19 protein-coding genes are annotated in these 20,485 nt (G+C 64.9%); 8 read left to right on the top strand and 11 right to left on the bottom strand.

Annotated elements, in window-relative coordinates; translation table 11 throughout:
• On the bottom strand, nucleotides 1-789 hold the full coding sequence (locus ACJ70B_RS15730) for an SCO family protein (protein WP_408957933.1): 789 nt from the start codon (nucleotides 787-789) through the stop codon (nucleotides 1-3).
• Nucleotides 790-1,064: 275 nt separating this feature from the next.
• Here ACJ70B_RS15730 and ACJ70B_RS15725 point away from each other — a divergent pair, with 275 nt between their 5' ends.
• The 3 genes from ACJ70B_RS15725 (at nucleotide 1,065) to ACJ70B_RS15715 (ending at nucleotide 5,080) form a co-directional block, all read left to right on the top strand.
• Entirely contained in the window at nucleotides 1,065-2,237 is a 1,173-nt protein-coding gene (locus ACJ70B_RS15725) for a hypothetical protein (RefSeq protein ID WP_408957932.1), read from the top strand.
• Nucleotides 2,238-2,409: 172 nt separating this feature from the next.
• The gene (locus ACJ70B_RS15720; protein ID WP_408957931.1) at nucleotides 2,410-2,562 is read left to right on the top strand and encodes a hypothetical protein; all 153 of its coding nucleotides are present in this window, start codon (nucleotides 2,410-2,412) and stop codon (nucleotides 2,560-2,562) included.
• A gap of 1,312 nt (nucleotides 2,563-3,874) precedes the next feature.
• Nucleotides 3,875-5,080, top strand: coding sequence for a Cdc6/Cdc18 family protein (locus ACJ70B_RS15715; RefSeq protein WP_408957930.1), 1,206 nt, complete (start codon nucleotides 3,875-3,877; stop codon nucleotides 5,078-5,080).
• A gap of 262 nt (nucleotides 5,081-5,342) precedes the next feature.
• Here the strand turns inward: ACJ70B_RS15715 and ACJ70B_RS15710 are convergent, their stop codons facing one another.
• Nucleotides 5,343-6,491 carry a M24 family metallopeptidase gene (locus ACJ70B_RS15710; RefSeq protein ID WP_408957929.1) on the bottom strand — a complete coding sequence of 383 codons (1,149 nt, stop codon included), beginning with the start codon at nucleotides 6,489-6,491 and terminating at the stop codon, nucleotides 5,343-5,345.
• Nucleotides 6,492-6,749: 258 nt separating this feature from the next.
• Between ACJ70B_RS15710 and ACJ70B_RS15705 the strand changes: the two genes are divergently transcribed.
• The 3 genes from ACJ70B_RS15705 (at nucleotide 6,750) to ACJ70B_RS15695 (ending at nucleotide 9,749) form a co-directional block, all read left to right on the top strand.
• The gene (locus tag ACJ70B_RS15705; RefSeq protein WP_408957928.1) at nucleotides 6,750-8,429 is read left to right on the top strand and encodes a trehalose-6-phosphate synthase; all 1,680 of its coding nucleotides are present in this window, start codon (nucleotides 6,750-6,752) and stop codon (nucleotides 8,427-8,429) included.
• 3 nt (nucleotides 8,430-8,432) lie between these two features.
• A complete protein-coding gene (gene otsB / locus ACJ70B_RS15700) occupies nucleotides 8,433-9,242 on the top strand; it encodes a trehalose-phosphatase (RefSeq protein ID WP_408957927.1) in 810 nt (269 codons plus the stop codon).
• A gap of 156 nt (nucleotides 9,243-9,398) precedes the next feature.
• The gene (locus tag ACJ70B_RS15695; RefSeq protein ID WP_408957926.1) at nucleotides 9,399-9,749 is read left to right on the top strand and encodes a winged helix-turn-helix domain-containing protein; all 351 of its coding nucleotides are present in this window, start codon (nucleotides 9,399-9,401) and stop codon (nucleotides 9,747-9,749) included.
• A gap of 170 nt (nucleotides 9,750-9,919) precedes the next feature.
• Here the strand turns inward: ACJ70B_RS15695 and ACJ70B_RS15690 are convergent, their stop codons facing one another.
• The 5 genes from ACJ70B_RS15690 to ACJ70B_RS15670 all read right to left on the bottom strand — a co-directional run bounded on the left by ACJ70B_RS15690 (nucleotide 9,920) and on the right by ACJ70B_RS15670 (nucleotide 14,722).
• The gene (locus tag ACJ70B_RS15690) at nucleotides 9,920-10,672 is read right to left on the bottom strand and encodes a peptidase M10A and M12B matrixin and adamalysin (protein WP_408957925.1); all 753 of its coding nucleotides are present in this window, start codon (nucleotides 10,670-10,672) and stop codon (nucleotides 9,920-9,922) included.
• A gap of 69 nt (nucleotides 10,673-10,741) precedes the next feature.
• Nucleotides 10,742-11,008: a hypothetical protein gene (locus ACJ70B_RS15685; protein WP_408957924.1), complete on the bottom strand. Its 267-nt coding sequence runs from the start codon at nucleotides 11,006-11,008 to the stop codon at nucleotides 10,742-10,744.
• 315 nt (nucleotides 11,009-11,323) lie between these two features.
• Complete coding sequence (locus ACJ70B_RS15680; protein WP_408957923.1) at nucleotides 11,324-13,354, bottom strand: bacterio-opsin activator domain-containing protein; 2,031 nt, start codon at nucleotides 13,352-13,354, stop codon at nucleotides 11,324-11,326.
• A 281-nt stretch (nucleotides 13,355-13,635) separates the two neighbouring features.
• Nucleotides 13,636-13,887, bottom strand: a complete 252-nt coding sequence (locus ACJ70B_RS15675) for an MTH865 family protein (protein ID WP_408957922.1) — start codon at nucleotides 13,885-13,887, stop codon at nucleotides 13,636-13,638.
• A gap of 124 nt (nucleotides 13,888-14,011) precedes the next feature.
• On the bottom strand, nucleotides 14,012-14,722 hold the full coding sequence (locus ACJ70B_RS15670; RefSeq protein WP_408957921.1) for a hypothetical protein: 711 nt from the start codon (nucleotides 14,720-14,722) through the stop codon (nucleotides 14,012-14,014).
• Nucleotides 14,723-14,898: 176 nt separating this feature from the next.
• Between ACJ70B_RS15670 and ACJ70B_RS15665 the strand changes: the two genes are divergently transcribed.
• A complete protein-coding gene (locus ACJ70B_RS15665) occupies nucleotides 14,899-15,288 on the top strand; it encodes a CopG family transcriptional regulator (protein WP_408957920.1) in 390 nt (129 codons plus the stop codon).
• Nucleotides 15,289-15,307: 19 nt separating this feature from the next.
• On the opposite strand, the gene ACJ70B_RS15660 is transcribed toward ACJ70B_RS15665, so the two are convergent.
• Complete coding sequence (locus tag ACJ70B_RS15660) at nucleotides 15,308-16,942, bottom strand: cobyric acid synthase (protein WP_408957919.1); 1,635 nt, start codon at nucleotides 16,940-16,942, stop codon at nucleotides 15,308-15,310.
• 96 nt (nucleotides 16,943-17,038) lie between these two features.
• Nucleotides 17,039-17,617, bottom strand: a complete 579-nt coding sequence (locus ACJ70B_RS15655; protein ID WP_408957918.1) for a hypothetical protein — start codon at nucleotides 17,615-17,617, stop codon at nucleotides 17,039-17,041.
• Between the two features lie 132 nt (nucleotides 17,618-17,749).
• Between ACJ70B_RS15655 and ACJ70B_RS15650 the strand changes: the two genes are divergently transcribed.
• The gene (locus ACJ70B_RS15650) at nucleotides 17,750-18,160 is read left to right on the top strand and encodes a helix-turn-helix domain-containing protein (protein WP_408957917.1); all 411 of its coding nucleotides are present in this window, start codon (nucleotides 17,750-17,752) and stop codon (nucleotides 18,158-18,160) included.
• 30 nt (nucleotides 18,161-18,190) lie between these two features.
• Here ACJ70B_RS15650 and ACJ70B_RS15645 read toward each other — a convergent pair whose 3' ends face one another.
• Together ACJ70B_RS15645 and ACJ70B_RS15640 are read right to left on the bottom strand one after the other, a co-directional pair.
• Nucleotides 18,191-19,681 (bottom strand): hypothetical protein, encoded by a 1,491-nt coding sequence (locus ACJ70B_RS15645; RefSeq protein ID WP_408957916.1) that lies wholly within the window; start codon nucleotides 19,679-19,681, stop codon nucleotides 18,191-18,193.
• Nucleotides 19,678-20,448 carry an ABC transporter ATP-binding protein gene (locus ACJ70B_RS15640; protein ID WP_408957915.1) on the bottom strand — a complete coding sequence of 257 codons (771 nt, stop codon included), beginning with the start codon at nucleotides 20,446-20,448 and terminating at the stop codon, nucleotides 19,678-19,680. The genes ACJ70B_RS15645 and ACJ70B_RS15640 overlap by 4 nt, the downstream gene beginning before the upstream one ends.
• Nucleotides 20,449-20,485 lie beyond the last annotated feature (37 nt).

Below are 20,485 nucleotides of genomic sequence, written 5' to 3'. Positions count from 1 at the left end.
TTAGCTATCGACCCCGACGACCGTTCTCGTATCCTCGAGGATCACCTGTCCGTTGATCCCTTCACGCGGATACGCCGCCTTCGGATACGCGCGCTCGACGATCCCGCGGTCGTTGACGAGTTCGACCAGCGACGAGTGTGTGAACATGTAGCCGCCGTGATCGTGACTCGACCCGGTGCCCGACGACGAGTTGGTCGTCGAGCCGTTCGTCGTCGACGAGTTGCCGTTTGGCATCTCCTCGCGCCGTTGGAGCGGAAGGCCGAACGTGTCTGTCATGATCGTCTTGGCGGTCTCGTTGTTCTCGGGCCGGAGGAAGTGCCAGGTCTCCGCCTCGTAATCGATCCCGATCTGTGCAGCGAACGACCGGAGGGCGTCCGGCGTATCGCGGTTCGGATCGAACGTCATCGCGAGCAACGCGACGTCGTCCTCGTAGCCCCGTTTGACGGCGTCTTTCTGTATTCGCTTGAGGTGCTGGAGCAACATGGGACAGGCCCCGTCCGGACACGAGGTGTAGATGTACGTCATGACGAACGGCCGCTCACCGACGAAATCATCGAGGGTGACGGTCTCGTCTTTGAGCGGGTCCCGAATCGAAAACGACGGGAACTCCTCGCCGTGAATCGGATACGAGGGGTCGCCCCGCTCGATCGTCGGCGGCTCGAGAACGGTGTTCGTCTCGTCCGCACCGGCACCGTCATCGCCGTTTCCGCCGAGCGCGTCGCCGAGACAGCCAGCTACGCTCGTCACTCCCACTACCCCGAGCGAGCCGAGATATGTCCGCCGGTCCATGTACGACTCGAGGGAGTCCCCGATCAAATGCTCGTTGGTTCAATTCACGAAGCGGGCTCGCACTCGTTGGTCGAGTCACGGAGCGGGCTTGTTGGTCAGGTCACGGGGCGAACTCGTCGCTTGGCCGTGAGCCTATTTCGGGCCGCGGAGCCGGACGTTCAGGCCGACGGAGCCGGATGTTCAGGCCGACAAAACCGAGACTTCGGGCCAACGGGTCGGACCTGTTCGATTCTCGAACCAACAGGCGTTTTATCGCCCGCTCCCAACCTCCGCCGATGAACCGCCGGTGTTTCCTCCGTGGTACGGCCGCAGTCGGAGCCGTCGGCACCGCCGGGCTCGCCGGCTGTCTCGAGCGACTCGGCTTCAAAGAACAGTCCGCCTGGGCGAACCCGCCGCTCGTCGAGAACCGGCCCGACGCCGTCTACCTTCCCGCCTCTCGCGAGGAGATGGGCATGTACGGCACGGCGACCGACGGCGACTATGCTGCTGCCCTCACCTACACCTTTCCACACCGGTTCTGGGTCGTCAGCGGCGGAAAAGAACGGGTCGGCGTCAACGCCGACGACAGCCACCACCTCATGTTCTCTCTCTGGGATCGCCAGACGGGGACCGTCCTACCGGTCAACACCCGTATCGAGATCCTCCAAGACGGCTCTCCGGTCGACATCGGCGTCTCCTCGCTGTGGCCGATGCTCTCCCAGCGGATGGGCTTTCACTACGGCGACAACGTCCAGTTGCCGGGCGAAGGCGAGTACACGGCCCGCATCCGGGCCGGCCCCGTCACTCTCGAGCGAACCGGCGCGTTCGAGGGCCGATTGGGGTCGCGGGCGACGCTCGAGATCGACTTCGAGTACGCGCGGTCGGACATCAACGGACTCTCGTTCTCGACGATCGACGAGAGCAAGCGGGGAAGCCGCGATGCATTACCGCTGATGGGCCACGGAGGCAGTGAGGACAGCGGTGGAAGCAAGGACAACGGTGGAAGTGGCGGAAGCAGTAAGACCGGCGGGGGAGGAGACGGCTCCGAAACGAGTGGCTCTGGGGGGCGACCAATGGGACAAGCCACCCCGATCGAGGACCTTCCCGGCGAACTGCTCGGGACTGAACGCAGCGGCGACGTGGTGCTTCCCGTGCTCACCGCCGACATCGCCCGGTTTACCGACGGCGGCACCTACCTGGCGGTCTGTCCCCGAACGCCGTATAACGACCTCATCGTCCCGTTTACATCGCTGTCCGCGACCGTCGAACGCGACGGCTCAGTCGTCCACGAGGGGACGCTCACGGAGACGCTTGACGGCACGTACGGCCACCACTACGGGCTCGCTGTCGACGACCTCGCCGCGGGCGATCAGATTACGATCACGGTCGACACCCCGCCGCAGGTGGCCCGGCACGACGGCTACGAAACGGCGTTCTTCGAGTTCGAACCCGTGACCTATACGGTCTGACCTCGAGCGTGAGCGCCACCACGGCCCGGTAGCGCTGTCCGTTCCACCGTGTAAACCCGATCGTACCGGATCGAACGATTTGAAACGACGACTCGTGGCCCCGTACGGTTCCGATAACTATCGGGGACCGGCGACTACGTTCGCGCCCATGTCCAGTACAGGTCAATCGCGTATGCAGATCGGTTGCCCGGAGTGCAAGGCGACGATCGCCGCATCCGTCCCTCCCGGACCCGGCATCTGCGCGGAAAGCGACTCGAATCGCCTCCTCGGAAAGGAAACCCAGTGTCGGAACTGCGGCCACGAACTCGAGCTCTATTACTACTGAGGCCCCGTCGGAGTGAGTCACCGATTCACCGACCGAACGTCGGTTGCTGTTTGAGTGCTCGAGACACACACACCGAGTTTCCGGTGAAACCGGTTCGAAGCACGACCGGAAACGATAGGGGGACCTGCCGGTGACACACACCGGGTTTCCGGTGAAAGTGCCGTCTGATGAAAGCGCCGTCTGATCGCCGTCCGATGAGAGTGACGACCGGCGGTGAGTGACGCGGAGCGAATTGCGTCTCCGAGAGCAAATCATGATCGCCGAGCCGTTGCTCGAGGGACAGACAGTACAGTGATAGCGGTAAAATGCGACAAATCGACGATAGTGACGTTACAGCGACACAGAAAGACCGGGTGTCGGGTAACGAGGGCAACGGACTGGCACACCGTGTTTCCGGTGAACTGGGGGAAGTGTGATCCGACGCCCGAAGTGAGGAGATCGATCCCGATCAGAGAAAGGAAGACCGTTCACTGGAAACGCGGTGTGGTCGGGTACGAACGGAGTAGACACCGAAATGACTCACGATCGAAACCCGCCATTCAATAGACGCCTGCCGGTCCGGACGTGGTCGTCGGACGTGGCCGCCGACCATATTCGACTCTCGTCGAATATATAGTTTGATTCACTCAATGGACTATACTCACGAGAGTTATTTAGGTATTTCTAACTCTACCCTAGTTACTAGTTCCACCGGAGATCATTCCGAACGGAACTCGAGAACGAAAGGACATGACGGCACACGACAAACCGTGGTGACGCGATAGAAACAACCGTGTCATCACAATGGAAGTGTCATCAAAACGGAACTACCAGTGGTAGCTGTCGCCGCGCTGGAGATCCGCCTTACATGTGTTTCACTGGAAATGCGGTGTGCCCGTGGTGATCTCCGGAAGCGACTCGATCCTCAGCCGTCACCGTTTCATACGTCGCCCGTTGCACACACGTCGCTCATCACACACATCTCCCCACCCACTGTGTGTTCACCACCGTTTCACCGGAAACATGGTGTGTGTCTCGTTGCTTTCGTATTCCGACCGTCTGCTCCCACTCTTCGACTAATCCCCTCCCAGTCCGCCCTCGACACGAGTAGTCCGCTGTCCGCGTTTCACCGGAAACGCGGTGTGCCCGTCTCCTCACACAGCCGTCACACCGCTTTCAGACCGACATCATACCGCTTTCGGACCGGCATATTGCTTTCGAGTGTGCGAATGCTGCGAACGCATCCCCTCGCTTCCCGATCACGATCACGAGGTCACGCGATCACCGCGATCGAATAGCAACACTCTTTCACCGGAAACTCGGTGTTCGAGATATGTCGACTCCCGGTGACGACCTGTTCACTCGCGACGATCCGATCTTCGAGAACAAGGAACTACTCGAGATCAATCACCTCCCCGAGGAGGGTCGGATCGTCGGCCGGGACGACGAGATTTCGGAACTCGCGAACGCGGTCAATCCAGCTATCTTCGGCCAGAGCCCGAGTAATCTGCTCATCTACGGGAAAACGGGAACGGGCAAGTCCCTCTGTGCGAAGTACATCTCCGAGCGACTCGTCCGCGTCGCAGACGACGAGGGGATCACCTCGGCGTTTGCCTACGTCGACTGCGCACAGGATAGCACGGAGACCCAGGCCGTCCAGACGATCGCCCACGCGCTGAACGAGCCGGCGGCCACCGACGTGCGAATCCCCGACAAGGGACTCAGCACCTCGACGTACTACAAGCGCCTCTGGACCGTCCTCGACACGCAGTTCGACGTCGCCCTCGTTATCTTAGACGAGGTCGACAAACTCGACGACGACGACATCCTCATGCAACTCTCACGTGCGGGCGAGGCCGGCAAACTCGAGTCGTGCAAGATCGGCGTCATCGGGATCAGTAACAAGATCAAGTACAAAGAACGGCTCGACGAGCGGGTCAAGTCAAGCCTTTGTGAGCGCGAGTTCGTCTTCCCGCCGTACGACGCAAACCAGCTCCGGAACATCATGGAGGCCCGCAGCGACGCGTTCAAGGACGGTGTGCTCGAGCCGTCGGTTATTCCGCGCGCCGCGGCGCTGGCGGCGCGCGAGCACGGCGACGCTCGGAAGGCGATCGACATCTTGCGGTACGCCGGCGAGATTGCCCAGTCGAAGGGCAACGAAACGGTCCAGGAGGAGTTCGTCGTGCAGGCCCGCGAGCGGGCCGAGACCGACCGCTTCCGGGAACTCATCCGCGGCTCGACGCCGCACTCGCGGTACGTCCTGCAGGCCCTCGCGGTCCTCTCGCTGAACACGCCCAACGAAGACGGCTTCCGGACGACGCGGATTTACGACGTCTACGAGGAGATCTGCCGTCAAGAGCGGTCCGACCCGCTCTCCCTACGCCGCGTTCGAGACCTGTTGAAAGAACACGCCTTCCTCGATATCTTGGAGCAGACGCGCCGGAGCGGCGGCAGCGCGGAGGGGAGCTATACCGAACACCAGTTGCTCGAGGATGCCGATGTCGTCCGAAAAGTGCTTGTAGAGACAGACGAGACCTGACCGTCGGCGGATCGTCGCCTCTGATCTCTGTGTCGGTGTTCGCCCCCTGTGACAGTCGCAGTCACACCGTAGCTGTCGGCGGAATTTCACCGGAAACGTGGTGTCTCGGTAAAACGTGGCGGTTCGTCGAAACGGGGTGTCTTGTTATGGTGGGATTCGAGCCGACATATAGTCGGCATGGTGATATTCGAGCTGACACAGGGAGGTGTTCGAGCCGACACGTGATGTTCGAGCCGACAAAGCAGTCAATCTCGAGTCCGAGTCACCCTCCCGTCTCCCAGCCCCGCGGCGTGTCGTTCAGTCGCTCGGCACCGTCCTCGGTCACCGCGACGAGATCCTCGATCCTGACGCCGAACTTTCCCTCGAGGTAAATCCCCGGCTCGACGCTGCAGACCATCCCCGGCTCGAGTTCGCGGTCGTTGCCGTCGACGATGTAGGGCGGTTCATGGACCTCGAGGCCGACGCCGTGGCCGGTCCGGTGGACGAACGCATCGCCGTACCCGGCGTCCTCGATGACCGACCTGGCGGCGCGGTCGACCGTGCCGGCCGTCGCGCCTGGTTGGACGGCATCGATCGCCGCCTGCTGTGCTTCTCTGACGATCTCGTGGACGCGCTCGTACTCGGCAGACGGTTCGCCGACGACGATCGTCCGGGTCTGGTCGCCGGGATACAGCCCCGTTCCGGCCTCGAGGTCGGCCGCGACGAACGCGCCGAAATCGAGGACGATCGGATCGCCGGCCTCGATCTCGCGCGAACCGGGGTGGTGGTGCGGTCGGGCACCGTTCGGGCCAGCGGCGACGATCGTCTCGAACGCGGGCTCTAGACCGCCGCCCGCGGCGAGCAGTCGATCGATGTCGCTCGCCAGGTCCGCCTCGGTCGTTCCGATGAGGTCGTTCCCGCGCCCGCGAATCTCGAGTGCGACCCGATCCGCGATCTTGCCGGCCCGCCGGAGCGCCGCGAGTTCGATCTCGTCTTTCCGAACGCGCAGCGGCTCGAGGACGGCGCTCGCGAGCCCGAACTCGGCCGCTGGCAGTCGGTCTTGCAGGTCCTGCGTGAACGTCGCCCACATTCGGTCGTCGACCAGAACGGTCGCCGGCTCGGACTCGCCGAGCGAATAGCCATCGAGTACGTTCCTGACGACCTCGAGCGGATCGTCCACGTCGGACCAGAGACGGACTTCGAGGTCCGAGATCGGCAGTTCGGACAGCCGGTCGCCGTACATCGACGGCGCGACGAGCGCGGGATCGCCGCGCTGAGGGACGAACAACAACAGGTGGCGTTCGGACGGCGATTCCGCGAAACCGGTCAGATAGGTCAGGTTCGGGCTCGGAAAGCAGACGGCCAGGTCGGCTCCCATATCCGCGAGCCGCCGCTGGCAGGCCGCGATCCGGCGCTCGAACAGGTCGTCCATGGTCGGAGGGTCGCTCGACCGAGCAATCAGCGTTTGGGTAGGCCTTGTCGGAAGCCGCAGCGTTTGTGTGGAGCGCGTCGGTATCCGTCCCGCCGGCATCCGTCTTCTTCACCACCAGCGTTGCCTCGCTTCTCGCGTCGTCTCACACATCGATCGTTCGAACCGTTCGGGTTTCGAGGCCGCCAGTGGGAGCATATTAGACGCCCAGCAAGCGCAGGCCGCGAAGCAACCAGTAGGGAGGCTGTGTTTTTTCAGCGAATGCGAGATACTAAGCGGTTGTCGTCGACGACTGTGCACGACCGACAACGGCGAGGCGACGGTCGCGGCCGGACGGACGACAGTGCCGCGGTCGAGGGCTCTGACTGCCCCGGGTCGCTGATCGTGGTCTCGAACCGGGAGCCCTACCGTCACGAGTACGAGGACGGCGGGTCCGCGGACGCCGGTGACAGCGCCGACGGCGGGCGGCCGACCGAATCCGACGGCGGTGCCCGGTCGACCGCGTCGCAGCGGTCGATCACCGTCGATGAACCGACCGGAGGCCTGACCGCCGGCCTCGATCCGGTGGTGCAGGCGACCGACGGGACCTGGATCGCCTGGGGCGACGGCGACGCGGACTTTGACGTGGCGGACGAGCGAAACTGCGTGGCCGTCCCGCCCGACGAGGAGGCCTACACTCTCTGCCGGCTCGATCTCTCCGAGGAGGCGGTCGATGGCTACTATTACGGCTTCAGCAACCGCGTTCTCTGGCCGCTCTGTCATGGCTTTCCCGATCTGATCGAGGACCGGCCGACGGACTTCGAGTGGTACCAGCGGATCAACGAGCGGTTCGCCGACCGCGTCGGCGAGCACGCCGACGACGATTCGGTGATCTGGGTACAGGACTACCACCTCGCGCTCGCGCCGCGGCTGATCCGGGAGTCGGTCCCCGACAGCGCGACCGTCGCCCACTTCTGGCACATCCCATGGCCGACGCCGGCGACGTATCGGCACTGCCCCGCCGCCGGCCGGCTTCTCGAGGGGCTGCTCGGCAACGACCTGCTCGGGTTCCACGTCGAGGGATACGCCGATCGCTTCCTCGACTGCGTCGATCGCTTCCTCCCGAACGCGACCGTCGACCGAGCCGATCGGACGGTACGGTACGACGGACGGACGACCCGCGTCGTCGCGACGCCGATGGGTGTCGACGCGAAGTCGTACGACCGGGACGCCCGATCCACGGAACAGGAGCAAGTTTCGTCGCTGTTCGGGGAGTACGGCATCCCTCGAGGAACGAAGCTCGGTCTGGGTCTCGACCGGCTCGATTACACCAAGGGAATTCCGGAGCGGCTGACGGCAATCGAGCGGTTCTTCGAGCGGAATCCGGACTGGCACGGCGACTTTACCTTCGTCCAGAAAGCGACCCCCTCGCGGACGGAGATCGAGACCTACGAGCGCTACGGTGACCACGTCCGCGGCGAGGTCGAGCGAATCAATCGACGGTTCGCGACCGCCGACTGGCGGCCGATCGTTTACACCGAGGACGTCTTGCCTCGCGAAGATATCTGCGCGCTCTACCGTCACGCCGACGTCATGGTCGTGAGCCCGCTGGTCGACGGGATGAATCTGGTCGCCCAGGAGTACGTCGCCGCGAGTGTCGATGGCGACGGCACGCTGGTACTGAGCGACCGGACGGGCGCACACGAGCGGCTGGGCTCGCACGCGTTGACGATCGATCCGACCGACACCGACGGGTTCGTCGCGCAACTCGAGCACGCGCTCGCGATGCCGCCGTACGAGCGCCGGCGGCGGCTGAACACGCTCCGACAGCGCGTCTTCGCCGGTGACATCGAGACGTGGATGGACACCCAGTTCGACTGGATCCGCCGCGTTCACGACGGTTCCGGGGAGGGCGAAACGAGCACCGGCTCGGATTCCACGGAGCCGACCCCGCCGGTGTGACCGATGGCGAACGCCGAATCTCCCCCTGACCCGCTCGAGGAGCGCTTGCCAGCCGTCAGAACGACGCTCGAGCGCGCCGACGGCCTACTCGTCTGTCTGGACTTCGACGGCACGCTCGCGCCGATCGTCGAGGACCCGGACGCGGCAGCGCCGACCGACCGGAATCGGGAGGCAGTGGCCGCCTTGACGCGGACGGACGCGGTGACGACGGCGGTGATCAGCGGTCGCGCCCTGACCGACGTCCGCGAGCGGATCGACGGCCCCAAGATTTACGCGGGAAACCACGGGCTCGAACTCGCCCGAAACGGGTCGATCGCCGTCCATCCAGTGGCGCGCAAGCGCGCTGCTCGGGTCGAACGCCTCTGCTCGATCCTCGAGACGGCGCTCGCGAGCGTGCCGAACGCCCGCGTCGAGAACAAACGACTGACCGGGACGGTCCACTTCCGGTCCGTGCCGCCGGCCGCCGAACCCGTCGTCCGGCGGATTACACACGGCGTCGTTGACCGGTTCGGCGGCGGCGATCTCGAGCTCTCGGCGGGGAAACGGATCCTCGAGTTCGGCCCGGACTTCCCGTGGGGGAAAGGCAACGCGGTCGAGTTGATCGCCGCCGACGAGCCGCCGGAGACAGCCGTCATCTACGTCGGGGACGACGTCACCGACGAGTCGGCGTTTCGGGTCGTCGAACCTGACGGCATCGGCGTCCGTGTCGGGGGTGACGATCCCTCGGCGGCGTCCTGTCGGCTAGACTCTCCGGCCGAGGTCGCCTCCTTCCTCTCGTGGCTCGACGCGAACGGAGCCGAGTCAGCCGCCTGATCGGAGCGAGCGATCTGACGTCCGCGAACGAACGGTGACGATGCGACGCTTTGTCGGCCGAGATTGCTTTTGGAAATTTCCAAAGGATACATACTGTGCTGAGCCGAAAGTATTAGTTACCACTGGAAATATAGTCCGGTACGAGAGTGAACGAGAGTGAAACTCAGACAACCAACTGATTTCCTGATACTCGAGGCGCTCGAGGACAAGGGACGAAACGTCGCGACCAATCTAGCGGCACACACGGGGAAGAGTCGAAAGAACATCAACACCAGACTGCCGGTTCTCGAAGATTACGGACTCGTCCGAAAGATCGGACCCGCCGAGCGGTCCGGCCTCTACGAGATCACCTCGACGGGGAAGGCGGCACTGGTGTACCGCGATCAGTACGACGAGGCCGACGACTTCGAGTCGCTCATCGAAGGGCCGACCGCCGCTGCCGATCAGGAGGGGGAGGCACAGGCGAGTTTCGCCCGCGGTGAGGACGACACCGAAGACACGGAATAACGACATAGACGAGAACGGCTACCGCCCGCTCGCGTTCGTCCCACGTCGATTCGCGCCGACGCGACTCGATCTAATTTCCCTCCGTCGCGACCGCCCGGTAGCGGCTGCTCTCGAATTCCTCCTCCAATCGTCGACGAACACTGCTTCCCCGACGAACCGGGTGGCCCACCCTACACAGAGAGACCGCCGTCGTAGGTTGCCAGTTCGCGGCGTACACACGACGAAAAGGCGAGGCTGAGCATCCGCGTTCGATCGCTCGCCGACGGTATCGCTGTCCCGCACTGCGAACGGGCGGCGTCGTAAGTCGGATCCCACGCGTAGGCGCTGAGCATCGGCGTCGCGACGATGTCACCGTCGTACAGGAAGGCGACCCCGTGTTCGTGTGTCAAGCCGAGCGCGTGTCCGACCTCGTGGACGAGCACTTGGACGGTCCGCGCGGGCGTCGTGTTCGGAGCGAGCGAGCGATCGCGGTCGGTGATCAGGTCGTCGAACGACTCGAGGGCGGCGATGTGTCGCGCCCCACCGACCGATGCGATGTGCGGCAGTCCGTACCCCGTCGGCGCGCGTTCCATCCCGTCGTCTGTCACCAGCAGGTTGACGTCGGAGACGGGTTCTATGTCGCGCCGGCCGAGCGCCCCCGATGCGACGGCCATCGGCCACTCGCCGCCGCGGGTGACGCGTGCGGCGTCCTCGGTCGAGACGGCGACGGTGCCGCCGATCGAGGCCTCGAGCGACCAGTGCTCGAGCGAGAGCATCGCCTCGAGATACTCGAGGATGCGATCGCCGACTCCATCGTAGCTCGCCGCTTGCTCCGAGAGCCAGACGCGAACCGCGAGCGTATCGGCGGGGTCACGGGAAGCGTACGCTATCGTCCCGATCGAGGCCGCCGATCCGAGCGTCCCGAGAAACACGCGACGCTTCATACGCGGGGCGTCTCACGGCCGGCCCCAGTTTCTGCGGGTGAACATACGCACGCGTTAAACCGTAAACCGTCACTCCGAGGGCCGACGGCGGGTATCGACGACGCGCGCACGGCCATCCGCCACGCGAATCTCGACGCCGGCCGGCAGTTCGTCGGCAGCCGTCGGCGCGAGCAGCAACAACGCACCGTCCTCGGTCTCGACCAGTCGCCGGTCCGGCGTTCGCTGCCGAACGCAGAGCCGCCACTCGCCCGTCCGACGGCGCTGCCGGACCTGCCAGTCCGTGTAATACCGGCCGTCCGACCCCTCGAAGAGGGTCTCGAACGGACGCGCTACCATGCGAAGTCCGGGTTCGGTCCCCGGCCGAGGGACGATATCGTCCGACCGATCGTCGTCATCTTCGTTGAACGACGACGCGACACGGTCATCGCCGCTCGGATTCATATGAGCTACTTTTAAGCTATCGTGACCGTTCGCCAGACGTGAACGTCGCACGTGAACGCCGCATTCGGTCTAGAGTAGCCGCCGAAAGTCACCGCACACCTGATCGCTGGACGGCATTGGATCAGTGTGTAAATCGATTTAGCGGCTATAGCACCGACGACCGGTGGCGATCGAGACCGCATCAACGCCGGCGTCGTCTCCGTCTCGCTCTCAGTATTCGTCGCCCTCGAAGAACGCACTGAGCACGGCTTTGTGCCCCTTTCGGAGGTGCTGGTGCATCGTCGGCGGCGAGATGTCCATCGCGTCGGCGATCTCCTCGCCGGTGCTCTTACGCGGCCAGTCGAAGAAGCCGCCGTAGTAAGCGAGTCGCAACGTCGTGAGCTGACGGTCCGTAAGCCGGTCGAGAATCTGGTTTCGGCGCTCGGCGGCCGTCCGGGCCGGACGATCGACTTCCCGGCGCGCGATCAACTGCGTGTTCTCGTAGACGAGGGTCAGCGCCTCCGCGACCTCCCGAACGTCGGCATCCTGTGACACCTCGACCAGACAGGTCCCGACGCCGTCCTCGACCGTCACGTCGCGGATCGTCGCGCCGTGGTTCGCGAGCGTCCGCACGCCCGACTCCGAGAGCCGCATCTCAATCGTACAGCCCTCGTCCCCGTCGTGGATGAGCCGACATTCCTCGACGGAATCGTGGGCCGTCGCCTCCTCGAGCACCGTTTCGCCGTCCAGCCCGTCGATCGTCACGTACTGGAAGGTGCGCCCGTCCGCGGTGGTCCCGGCCCACTCGAGCGCGCAGGTACAGCCGTACTCCGCCGAGAGATCGAACGAGAACGTATCGCCCCCGTCGATTCGGAATTTGAGTTCGACGACGGTGTCGGCAAAGAGCAGTTGCCGGTTTTTCACCGCCATGATGGTGAAGCCGATGGTCTCGCCGAGCAGGCGGAACCCGGCTCGCTCGCGCTCGCTGAAGGCGTCGTCGCGGCTCGCGAGGACGGTGAGCACGCCGTAGGTCGCGTCCTCGTGTGTGATGGGGACGGCGATCGCCGATCGCACGTCGTCCTCGCGGGCTGCCGCCCGCACCGGGTCGGGAATCGACTCGTCGTCGAAAATGTGATTGACGGTCCGCAGTTCGCCGGTCTGTATCACCTCGGTCGCCGAACACTCGAGGTCGACGCTCCGATTACGCACGAGATCGAGGGACGCAGTCGCCTCACCCGTCCCGGTCCGATAGGAGAGTCGGTCGTCGGTGGTTTGTTCGGCGATCCAGGAGCCACAGTACAGGTCGGAGTCGACGAGCTGCTCGCAGACCTCGCGCTCGACGGCGTCTCGCGCCGGTGCTTCGACCAGCGTTTCGATCACCTGCCGGACGACCGCGTTGATCCGATTGAGCGTCTCGAGTTGGTCCTGGCGCGACCGGAGCCTGCGTTCGCGCTTGACCCGTTCGGTGATATCGCGGGCGAGCCAGACGACCGCGCGTCGACCGCGGATCCGTTGGTCGATCGGGACGACGCGGCCCTCGAATTGCCGGTAGCCGTCGACCGTTTCCACCTCGTATTCGACGGACTGCACGCCGTCGGTCCGGATTGCGCGGTCGATACAGTCCTGTAACTTCGCGGCCACCTGATCGGGAAACGCGTCTGCCAGCGTCGTTCCGGCTAACTCATCGGCGGAGACGGAGGAGAGATCGGCCGAATCGGACCGCGCCTTCACCTCGAGATAGGTGCCGTCTTCGCCGATCACGAAGGCCTCATCCGGTAACTCGTTTGCGAGGATCCGGTGGTCCAGATCGCCATCGCCGCCCGATACCGGCCGCGACTGGATCGTCGAGACGATGCGATCGACCGGGTCCTCGTCGCGTTCCGTCGGGACGTATTCGGTCGCGTCAGCTCGTAGCGCGACGGTCGCGAGGTGCTCGCTGCCCTCCGCCGGCGCGACGACCGTCGGCGCGGTCGGAAACCGAGCGTGGACGCGCTGCAGGATCGTCTGAATTTCGCCGGGACACTCGAGTTCGACGATGACGGCGCTTGGCACGGCCATATCCGATTCGCCGGCAATCGCCGGCGGCGTCTCGTCGGCCGGCGAGCGGTCGTCCGCGTCCGTCGACGCCGTGAGCGCTTCGGGCGCGGAGACCGTTCGAACGTCTCGATCGGTCGCCCTCTCGAGTCGTGACCGCAGACGGCTCTCGTCGGCCTCGGTGTCGGTCACGATGACGATCGGTTTCGCTCGTTGTAGTGTGGTCATCGGTCTACGTCCCCCTAACTGAAATCCCGTCGAAACCGCCCGCAACCCTCTTCTTTTGTCTCGTAACACAGTCGTAGAATAAAAGCTTGCTGGTCGAAAGCTGACACATCGGTGCGCGATCGATCGCTTCCGTGGGCCGTTGGGACCGGCCGACCGGTCGAGAGACGAAGCGATTGCCCGTCGATCGGCGGTTTCAGTTCGATGACCGTTCAGACCGACTCGAGCGGCTCGAGCACCTCGAGGCATCTCACATCCGCATTTCACCGACAGCGACCGCCGCGTCACAATTCGCCGCGTTCTCGCAGTTCCGCGAGCAGGTCGTCGACGAGGGCGTCGACGCCGTCGTAGGGGAAATCGCCGCCGGAGGTCTTGGCGTTTAGCTCCATCGCCGTCATCGAGAACTCGCCGGATTCGAACGTCGTGCCCGGACCGTTCGGCAGTGCCGGAACGAGTTCCATCGGGCCCGAGACCGGATACTCGGCATCTTCGAACGCGTCGGTCAGCTGCTCGCGGAGGTCAGCTTCGTCGACCATACCGGTCATCAATTCGACAGCAGAAACAATAAATCTGCAGGGCGTTGGCGATGCGCGGCGCTCGAGCAAGCCGTCCAATTCCTTCCCGATCGTCGCTCGGGCGGTCAGACGGCGCGACCGCCCGCTACAACCGCCGCATGAACTCAGGCAAGATACCCCGCTCGCTCGAGTCGCCGGCCGCGGCCGGTTCGGCACCCGGCGGATCGATTTCCCCGCCGTCGTGACCGTCGTACGAGTCGGCGGCCGACTCGTCGGCCGAACCGCCGGTATTCGTGGCCTCCTCCGCGATCGTTCCGTCGGTTTCGCGCTCTCCATCACCGTCTGCGTCCGCGCCGCTTGCAGCGGCCGCATCGACGGCCGCTTCGAACGCCGCCTCGGACTCGGGACCGAAGTAGTAGGGGTCGTTCGGCGAGAGGTACTCCCGAAGCCGCAGGTTCGCGTAGCCGGCCAGTGCGAGCGCCGGAACGAACAGCGGTTCGACCCCGAACAGCGTCGGGCCGGCCGTCAAGATCACGAGAAAGGCCGCCAGCGGCGAATAGACGAAAAACGCGGCGAGTCGGAAGGCCGCACCGACGTAGGCGTCGACGACGTAGGTGTAGAGCCCGTACGCGCCGACAACCAGGCCGATATCGGCGTAGAGGCCCACCAGCAGACCGACATCGCCGGCCACGAGCACGTGGACGTGCGCCGCGATCGCACCGGTAAACACCGTCGTTCGGTTGACATAGGTCTCGTCGAGCGCCATCCCGGCGATGAGGATCGCGAGCTGGACCAGCGGTGCTGCGATCCACCACGGGAGGGAACTGAGGACGACACCGGGGTACACGTCGATCACACCTACTCGTGTGACAGAACCCGTGCCGGTCCCTTTAACGTTCGTTCCGTTTCGAGACTCGATACGGACCGAGACGACTGCCCCGCACCGTGGACTGGCAGATGCACCACCGGACGCGTACCGCGCCTGACTGGTCTCCGTAACAGTAATTAGCGAGTGGCGAAAAATAGCGGGACATGGCGAAGGATACCGTCAGGTACCCCGACGACGTGGTCGAGGAGATCGACGCGCTCGTCGAAGACGGTATGTTCGAGAGTAAATCCGAGTTTTATCGGTTCTCCGCGGAGTACGTTCTCACACTGCTCGATTCGGATCACGAGGTGAAGACGTTCAACTTCGACGAGATCAAAGCCGAACTCGACATCAGTGAGCGCGACCACGCCAAAGCGCTCGGGGCCGACGGTGGCACCCTCTTTCTCGACGCGGTGATCAACGTCCGCAAACACGGCCTGCGCGGCAACTACGAGGCCGCCGAACGCTTCATCGACACGCACTACGACGAAACCGATCAGGAGTGTATTATTCTCGAGGAACTGCTAGGAACCTACCGCGACGGGCCGGTATAACGGCGCTGTATCGGTTCGATCACCCAATCTTCGCGAACGGCTCGCCAAGCGCTTCCAGATCGACGTTCTCGCGAATCAGTCGCGCCGCGCGATCGGACGGCGTCGAGCCGTCGTCGCCCGCTTTGGCTGCCGCCGAGCGCTCGGAGTCGTCCGCCGCCGGTCGGTCGACCCCCGCACTCGCCGCGACGGCGTCGAGAAACGCCGTCCGCACCGACTCGTTGTCGAAGAGACCATGCAGGTACGTCCCCAGAACCCGCCCGCTGGCCGCGCTCGAGTCCCCGAGCGGTCGCGTCACGTCATCGAGCGCGACGGTCCGGCCGGCGTGGATCTCGTAGCCCGACGCGGTTCCGCTGGCTCCCGAAAGCAGCGGCGAGGCCGAGCCGTCGACGGGGACGGTCGTCTGCTCGAGGTGCTTGTCCCCCTCGAATCGGGTCTCGACCGGCAGCAGTCCCAGCCCCTCGATGACATCGTCGTCGCCGGTACCCTCGAGCGCGGCGTTGGTGATCCGCTCGCCGAGCAGTTGGTAGCCGCCGCAGACGCCGACGATCGGCCCGTCGAAGGCCGCGAGCGCCTCGGCGAAGCCGGCCTCGTGTAGCGCCAGCAAGTCGTCGACCGTGTTCTTCGTCCCCGGCAGGACGACCGCGTCGGCGTCGACGCCCGCGAGCGGATCGCCGGCCGTGGGTCCGCCTGCCTCCGTTCCGCGATCGACCGGCACGTAGACGACCGAGACGCCGGGTGTGGCGGCCAGCGCCTCGAGGTCGGTCGCGTTCGAGAGTCGGGGGAGCCGGGGCACGGCGATCCGAATCCGTCGGTCGGCGGGAACGCCGTCGTCGTCGCCGACAACGCCCCGCTCCTCGCTGTCGGGAAGCCCGACGCTGTCCTCCTCGGGGAGGCCGGGATCGTCGTAGGGAACCACGCCCAGAATCGGCACGCCCGTCCGGGATTCGATCTCCTCGATACCGGGCTCGAGCAGGGCGGGATCGCCCCGGAACTTTGTGATGAGCGCGCCGACGATCCGCTCGCGCACCGCGTCGGGGACGAGTTCGATGGTGCCGTAGAGGCTGGCGAAGGCCCCGCCGCGCTCGATGTCGACCAGCAGGAGGATATCCGCGTCGGCGAATGCGGCGGTCTCGACGTTCGCGAGGTCCCGATCGTGCAGGTTGATCTCGCCGATGCTCCCCGCGCCCTCGGCGACGATCACGTCGTTGGCCGCGGCCAGCCTGCGGTACGATTCCTCGGCGGCCTCGCGCGCTCGCTCCCAGTACTCCTCGTAGTAGGTGCCAGCGGGCACGTGATCGTGCGCTTTGCCCTGCAACACCAGCTGGCTCTCGCCGTCGCCGCGGGGCTTAAGAAGGACGGGATTGCAGTCCGTTGTCGGAGTCGTGCGGGCCGCTCGAGCCTGCACGAACTGAGAGACGCCGATCTCACCCCACTGATCGCCCGTATCGGCCGTTTCAGTGGCGTCGTCGGCGTCGCCACGCCGGCGGCCGTCTGCGTCCGGCCGGACGACCACGCGGGCGTTGTTGCTCATGTTCTGGCCCTTGAACGGGGCGACGTCGATCCCGCGATCGGCGAGCAGCCGGCAGAGGCCGGCCGCGACCGTCGATTTGCCGACGTGACTCGCGGTGCCGGCGACGAGAAGGGTTCTGGTCATCCGCGTTGAGAGAGTGTTCGCACGGCCGGTGGTATCGTCCTATCGGTTCGGTCTCGGACGAGTCGTCCATCGGTTCGCGGGACCTGCACGTCGCCGTCACGGTAGCGTACTGACGCAGTCACGGAGGTCGTCCTCCGTCTGCCAGACGCACAGTCGATCCGCGTCCGCCAGCATGTCGAAAATCGCCGTCTGCATCCCGCTGTACGGGTTCTCGATATCGACGGCCGTCTGGAGATCCGCGTCCGCCACGTCGTCGTAGGCTCGTTTGAGAACGTGCGTCTTCGCGAAGTACTGCTCGAGAGCGGTGAAATATCCCTGTTCGACGAGGAATCCGCCGCGGTCGTGTTCGGCCACGCCGACGATGTAGTCGGCGTAGTCGGCGAGGAGGCGGAATTTGAGATACGTGTTCGTCCACTCGCTTCGGATATCGACCATCAGAAACGCGTAGCTGTCCGTCCGGCGATTGAGCCTGTCCTTGACGAGCTGGAGGCGATGGATCTCTGGCCGACCGTAATTGCCGAGAACGAAGTACGTGCTTCCGGTCGTGAAAAGCGGCGAGAGCTCGGTCACGCTGTGCTTGAGCGCTTCGTACTCTTCGGGCGTCAACGACGAATCGTGGAGGTACGATTCCGCTTTCGCTGCCAGTTCGTCGACGGACACCGGCTTCTCGCTCATCGAACGGGCAGACACGGGGGAGCCGCTTCAATTCACCGACTGTGACTTCGATATCATTATGTCGATAATTCGTTCGTAGGCGATTCGCATTCGGGCGAAACGCTTTTGCACGAATCGGACGAACCGGTAGGTATGAGCACGCCGGATCGAACGTCGACCGACCTCGAGCGGGTCCGCGAGCGATTGAACGTCGTCACCCAGGAGACGCGGTTCGCCCTCGTACAGGACCTCCTCGGCCATCCCGAGGGGCTTCCGACACTGAAGGAACTGGACTACGTGAACCCGAGTAAGAGTCAGACGACGATTCGGCAGCACCTCCAACGGCTCATCGAGGCCGGGATCGTCGAGGAGGTAACGCTCCCGAGAGATCGTCGGCGGAACGATCTCCCGTACAAGTTCTACGGGATCAGCGACGACGGGCGACGGTTCCTCGAAGCGCACGACCTCCTGCGAGCCGAAGAGACGCTGCGCTCGATCTACGACCGAGTCGAGAAGACGGACGAGATCGAGCGGTACGAGGCTGCACCACGGCCCGAACGCTGAGTTCGGAGCGTGCCTCGAGATCTCGGTCGGCTACTCCGTTCTGTATCGCGCGTCCCAGCGCGGTCCGGCGCGACTCGAGAGGACGATGCCGACGATTCCCATGACGACGCCGCCGAATCCGAGTGCGGCGGCGAGCTCGAGCGAGGGTGGCACCACGACGAAGCCGGCGACCAGCGTCGGGACGAGCGCGACGGCGACGCCGACGGTGAAGGTCGCAAAGCGGACCGCGTCGAAGAGGAACTCGTTGGGATCGAAGCCGGCGATATAGACCGTCAGCCCGTAGTAGTACAGCGCGTAGCCGGCCAGCAGGACGGCACCGACAACGGCGTCGACGACCGTCGCGTCGAACCAGAGGACGGCCGCGAGGTAGGGGACCGCGACCGCCGGCGCGCCGACGAGGACGAACGCGATCCGTTTCGCCCGAAAGACGTCCTCGACCGAGACGGGGTAGGTGAGGTAGGCCTCGAGTGAATCGAACTGGGTCAGCCAGTTGTAGGTCGTAAACGCCGAGAGCCCGAGGACGCCGCCGAAGAAGATCCCGGATGCGGGCGCGATGCCGGTGATCGAGTCGACGACGCCGACGAGCGCGGCCACCAGCGCGAGCAGGATCGTCGACGAGACGAACGGCTTCCAGACGCCGCCCGAGGACCGGGCGAGATCTAGCAGCGTCTTCGTGACGAGCGCGTCGTTCTCGAGCGGAAGCGTCCCGCTGAGCCGGGCGAATCGATCCGTCGCGGTCCGCGACGGCCGGCCGTACGTCGGGTCGTAGACCGCAAGCGCCACCGTCGCGACGGCGACCGTCCCGACGGCCAGTCCCCCGGCGGCGATCGCAGACCCGTCGATCGGAACGAAGACGGCCCGAACGGAACCGAGGCTCCCGGTCACCCAGCCACCGATGACGGCGACCCCGATCGCCAGTCCAATAGCCCACGGCGGCACACCCTGGGTTCGGACGGCGATCAGCGCGACGGTGGTTGCCATCCCGGCCGCGAAGACCAGACACAGCGACAGCCAGAACAGCGCGACCGACGGCAGTGCCGACGCGGAGAGCCCCTCGAGGACCGCACTCGACAGCGCCATCGGCAGGACGAACGCGACGCCGTAGAACAGCGCATCCTTCAGGAGGAAGACGCCGAGCAAGCGCCGTCGCGAAAGCGGCAGCATCGTCGAGGAGGAAAGCAGCAAGGAGAGCTCTCCGAACACGTTCTCGAGCATGTCCGAGCCGGCAAAGCCCGCGGTGCCGCTGTAGAGCCCGAAGCCAAGCGCCAGCACGTGGAGGCCGCCGACGACCGTCCCCGGGTCGGTGCCGGTCTCGAGCAGCGCGACCGTTGCGCCGACGGTGAGGACGGCGATGACGACTGGGAAGGTAGCGAAACGCCAGCCACCGAACAGTTCGGTGTGCATCCGCCACTCCTCGCGAAAGAGGATCGCGAGCAGCCGCGGCGTCGAGAGTCCGGCTCCTGACCCGTTTCGGGTCGGGCCGGCCGGACTCGCCGAGTCTGACGTACCGGTTCCGGTCATCCGTTCGCCCCGCCGGTCGCCTCGAGCGTCGGCATATCTCGTTCGGCCTCGCCCTCGACGCGCTCGAGGAACAGGTCGAGTAACGATTCGTCGTCGCGGTCGGCCCCGTCCGTCAGCGACCGTTCGGTCACGAGTTGGCCGTCGGCGACGATCCCTACGCGGGTACAGATCTCCTCGGCGACGTCGATGTTGTGCGTCGAGACGAAGACGGCGTTATCGCCGGCCGCGTAGGAAACGAGGAACTGCTTGACTTGCTCCTGGACGAGCGGGTCGAGGTTCGCCAGCGGCTCGTCGATGAAGACCACGTCCGGCTTGTGGAGGAACGCCTGCGTGATCATCACCTTCTGTTGCTGGCCGCGGGAGAGATCGGTGTGTAAGGTGTCCAGTTTGCTCTCGAAGCCGAGACGTTGTGCCCAGTCGGCGGTCTGATCGGCCACTCGCTCCGCCGGGAGATCCCGTACTTCCCCGACGAATTCGAAATACTCCCGCGGCGTAAGGAAGCTCGGCGGCGACCCCTGTTCCGGCAGGATACCGACCCGCCGCCGCGTCTCGATCGGCTCTGCGACCGGATCGGTCTCGAGGACGCGCACCTCGCCCGCGTCCGGCCGGATCTGGCCGGTCAGCGTCCGGATCGTCGTAGTCTTCCCGGCCCCGTTCGGCCCGAGGAAGCCGTACAGCTCTCCCCGTTCGACGGTGAACGTCATCCCCGCCACCGCATCGACGGCTCCGTAGGACTTGTGCAGTCCGTCTACCCGAATTGCTCCCATTGAACGCCAGTCAATTCTGACGAATTGATAATAACTG

The organism is Natrinema sp. 74 (assembly GCF_046097095.1).
Classification (GTDB): Archaea; Halobacteriota; Halobacteria; order Halobacteriales; family Natrialbaceae; genus Natrinema.
This window is presented reverse-complemented; position numbering and strand designations above follow the sequence as displayed.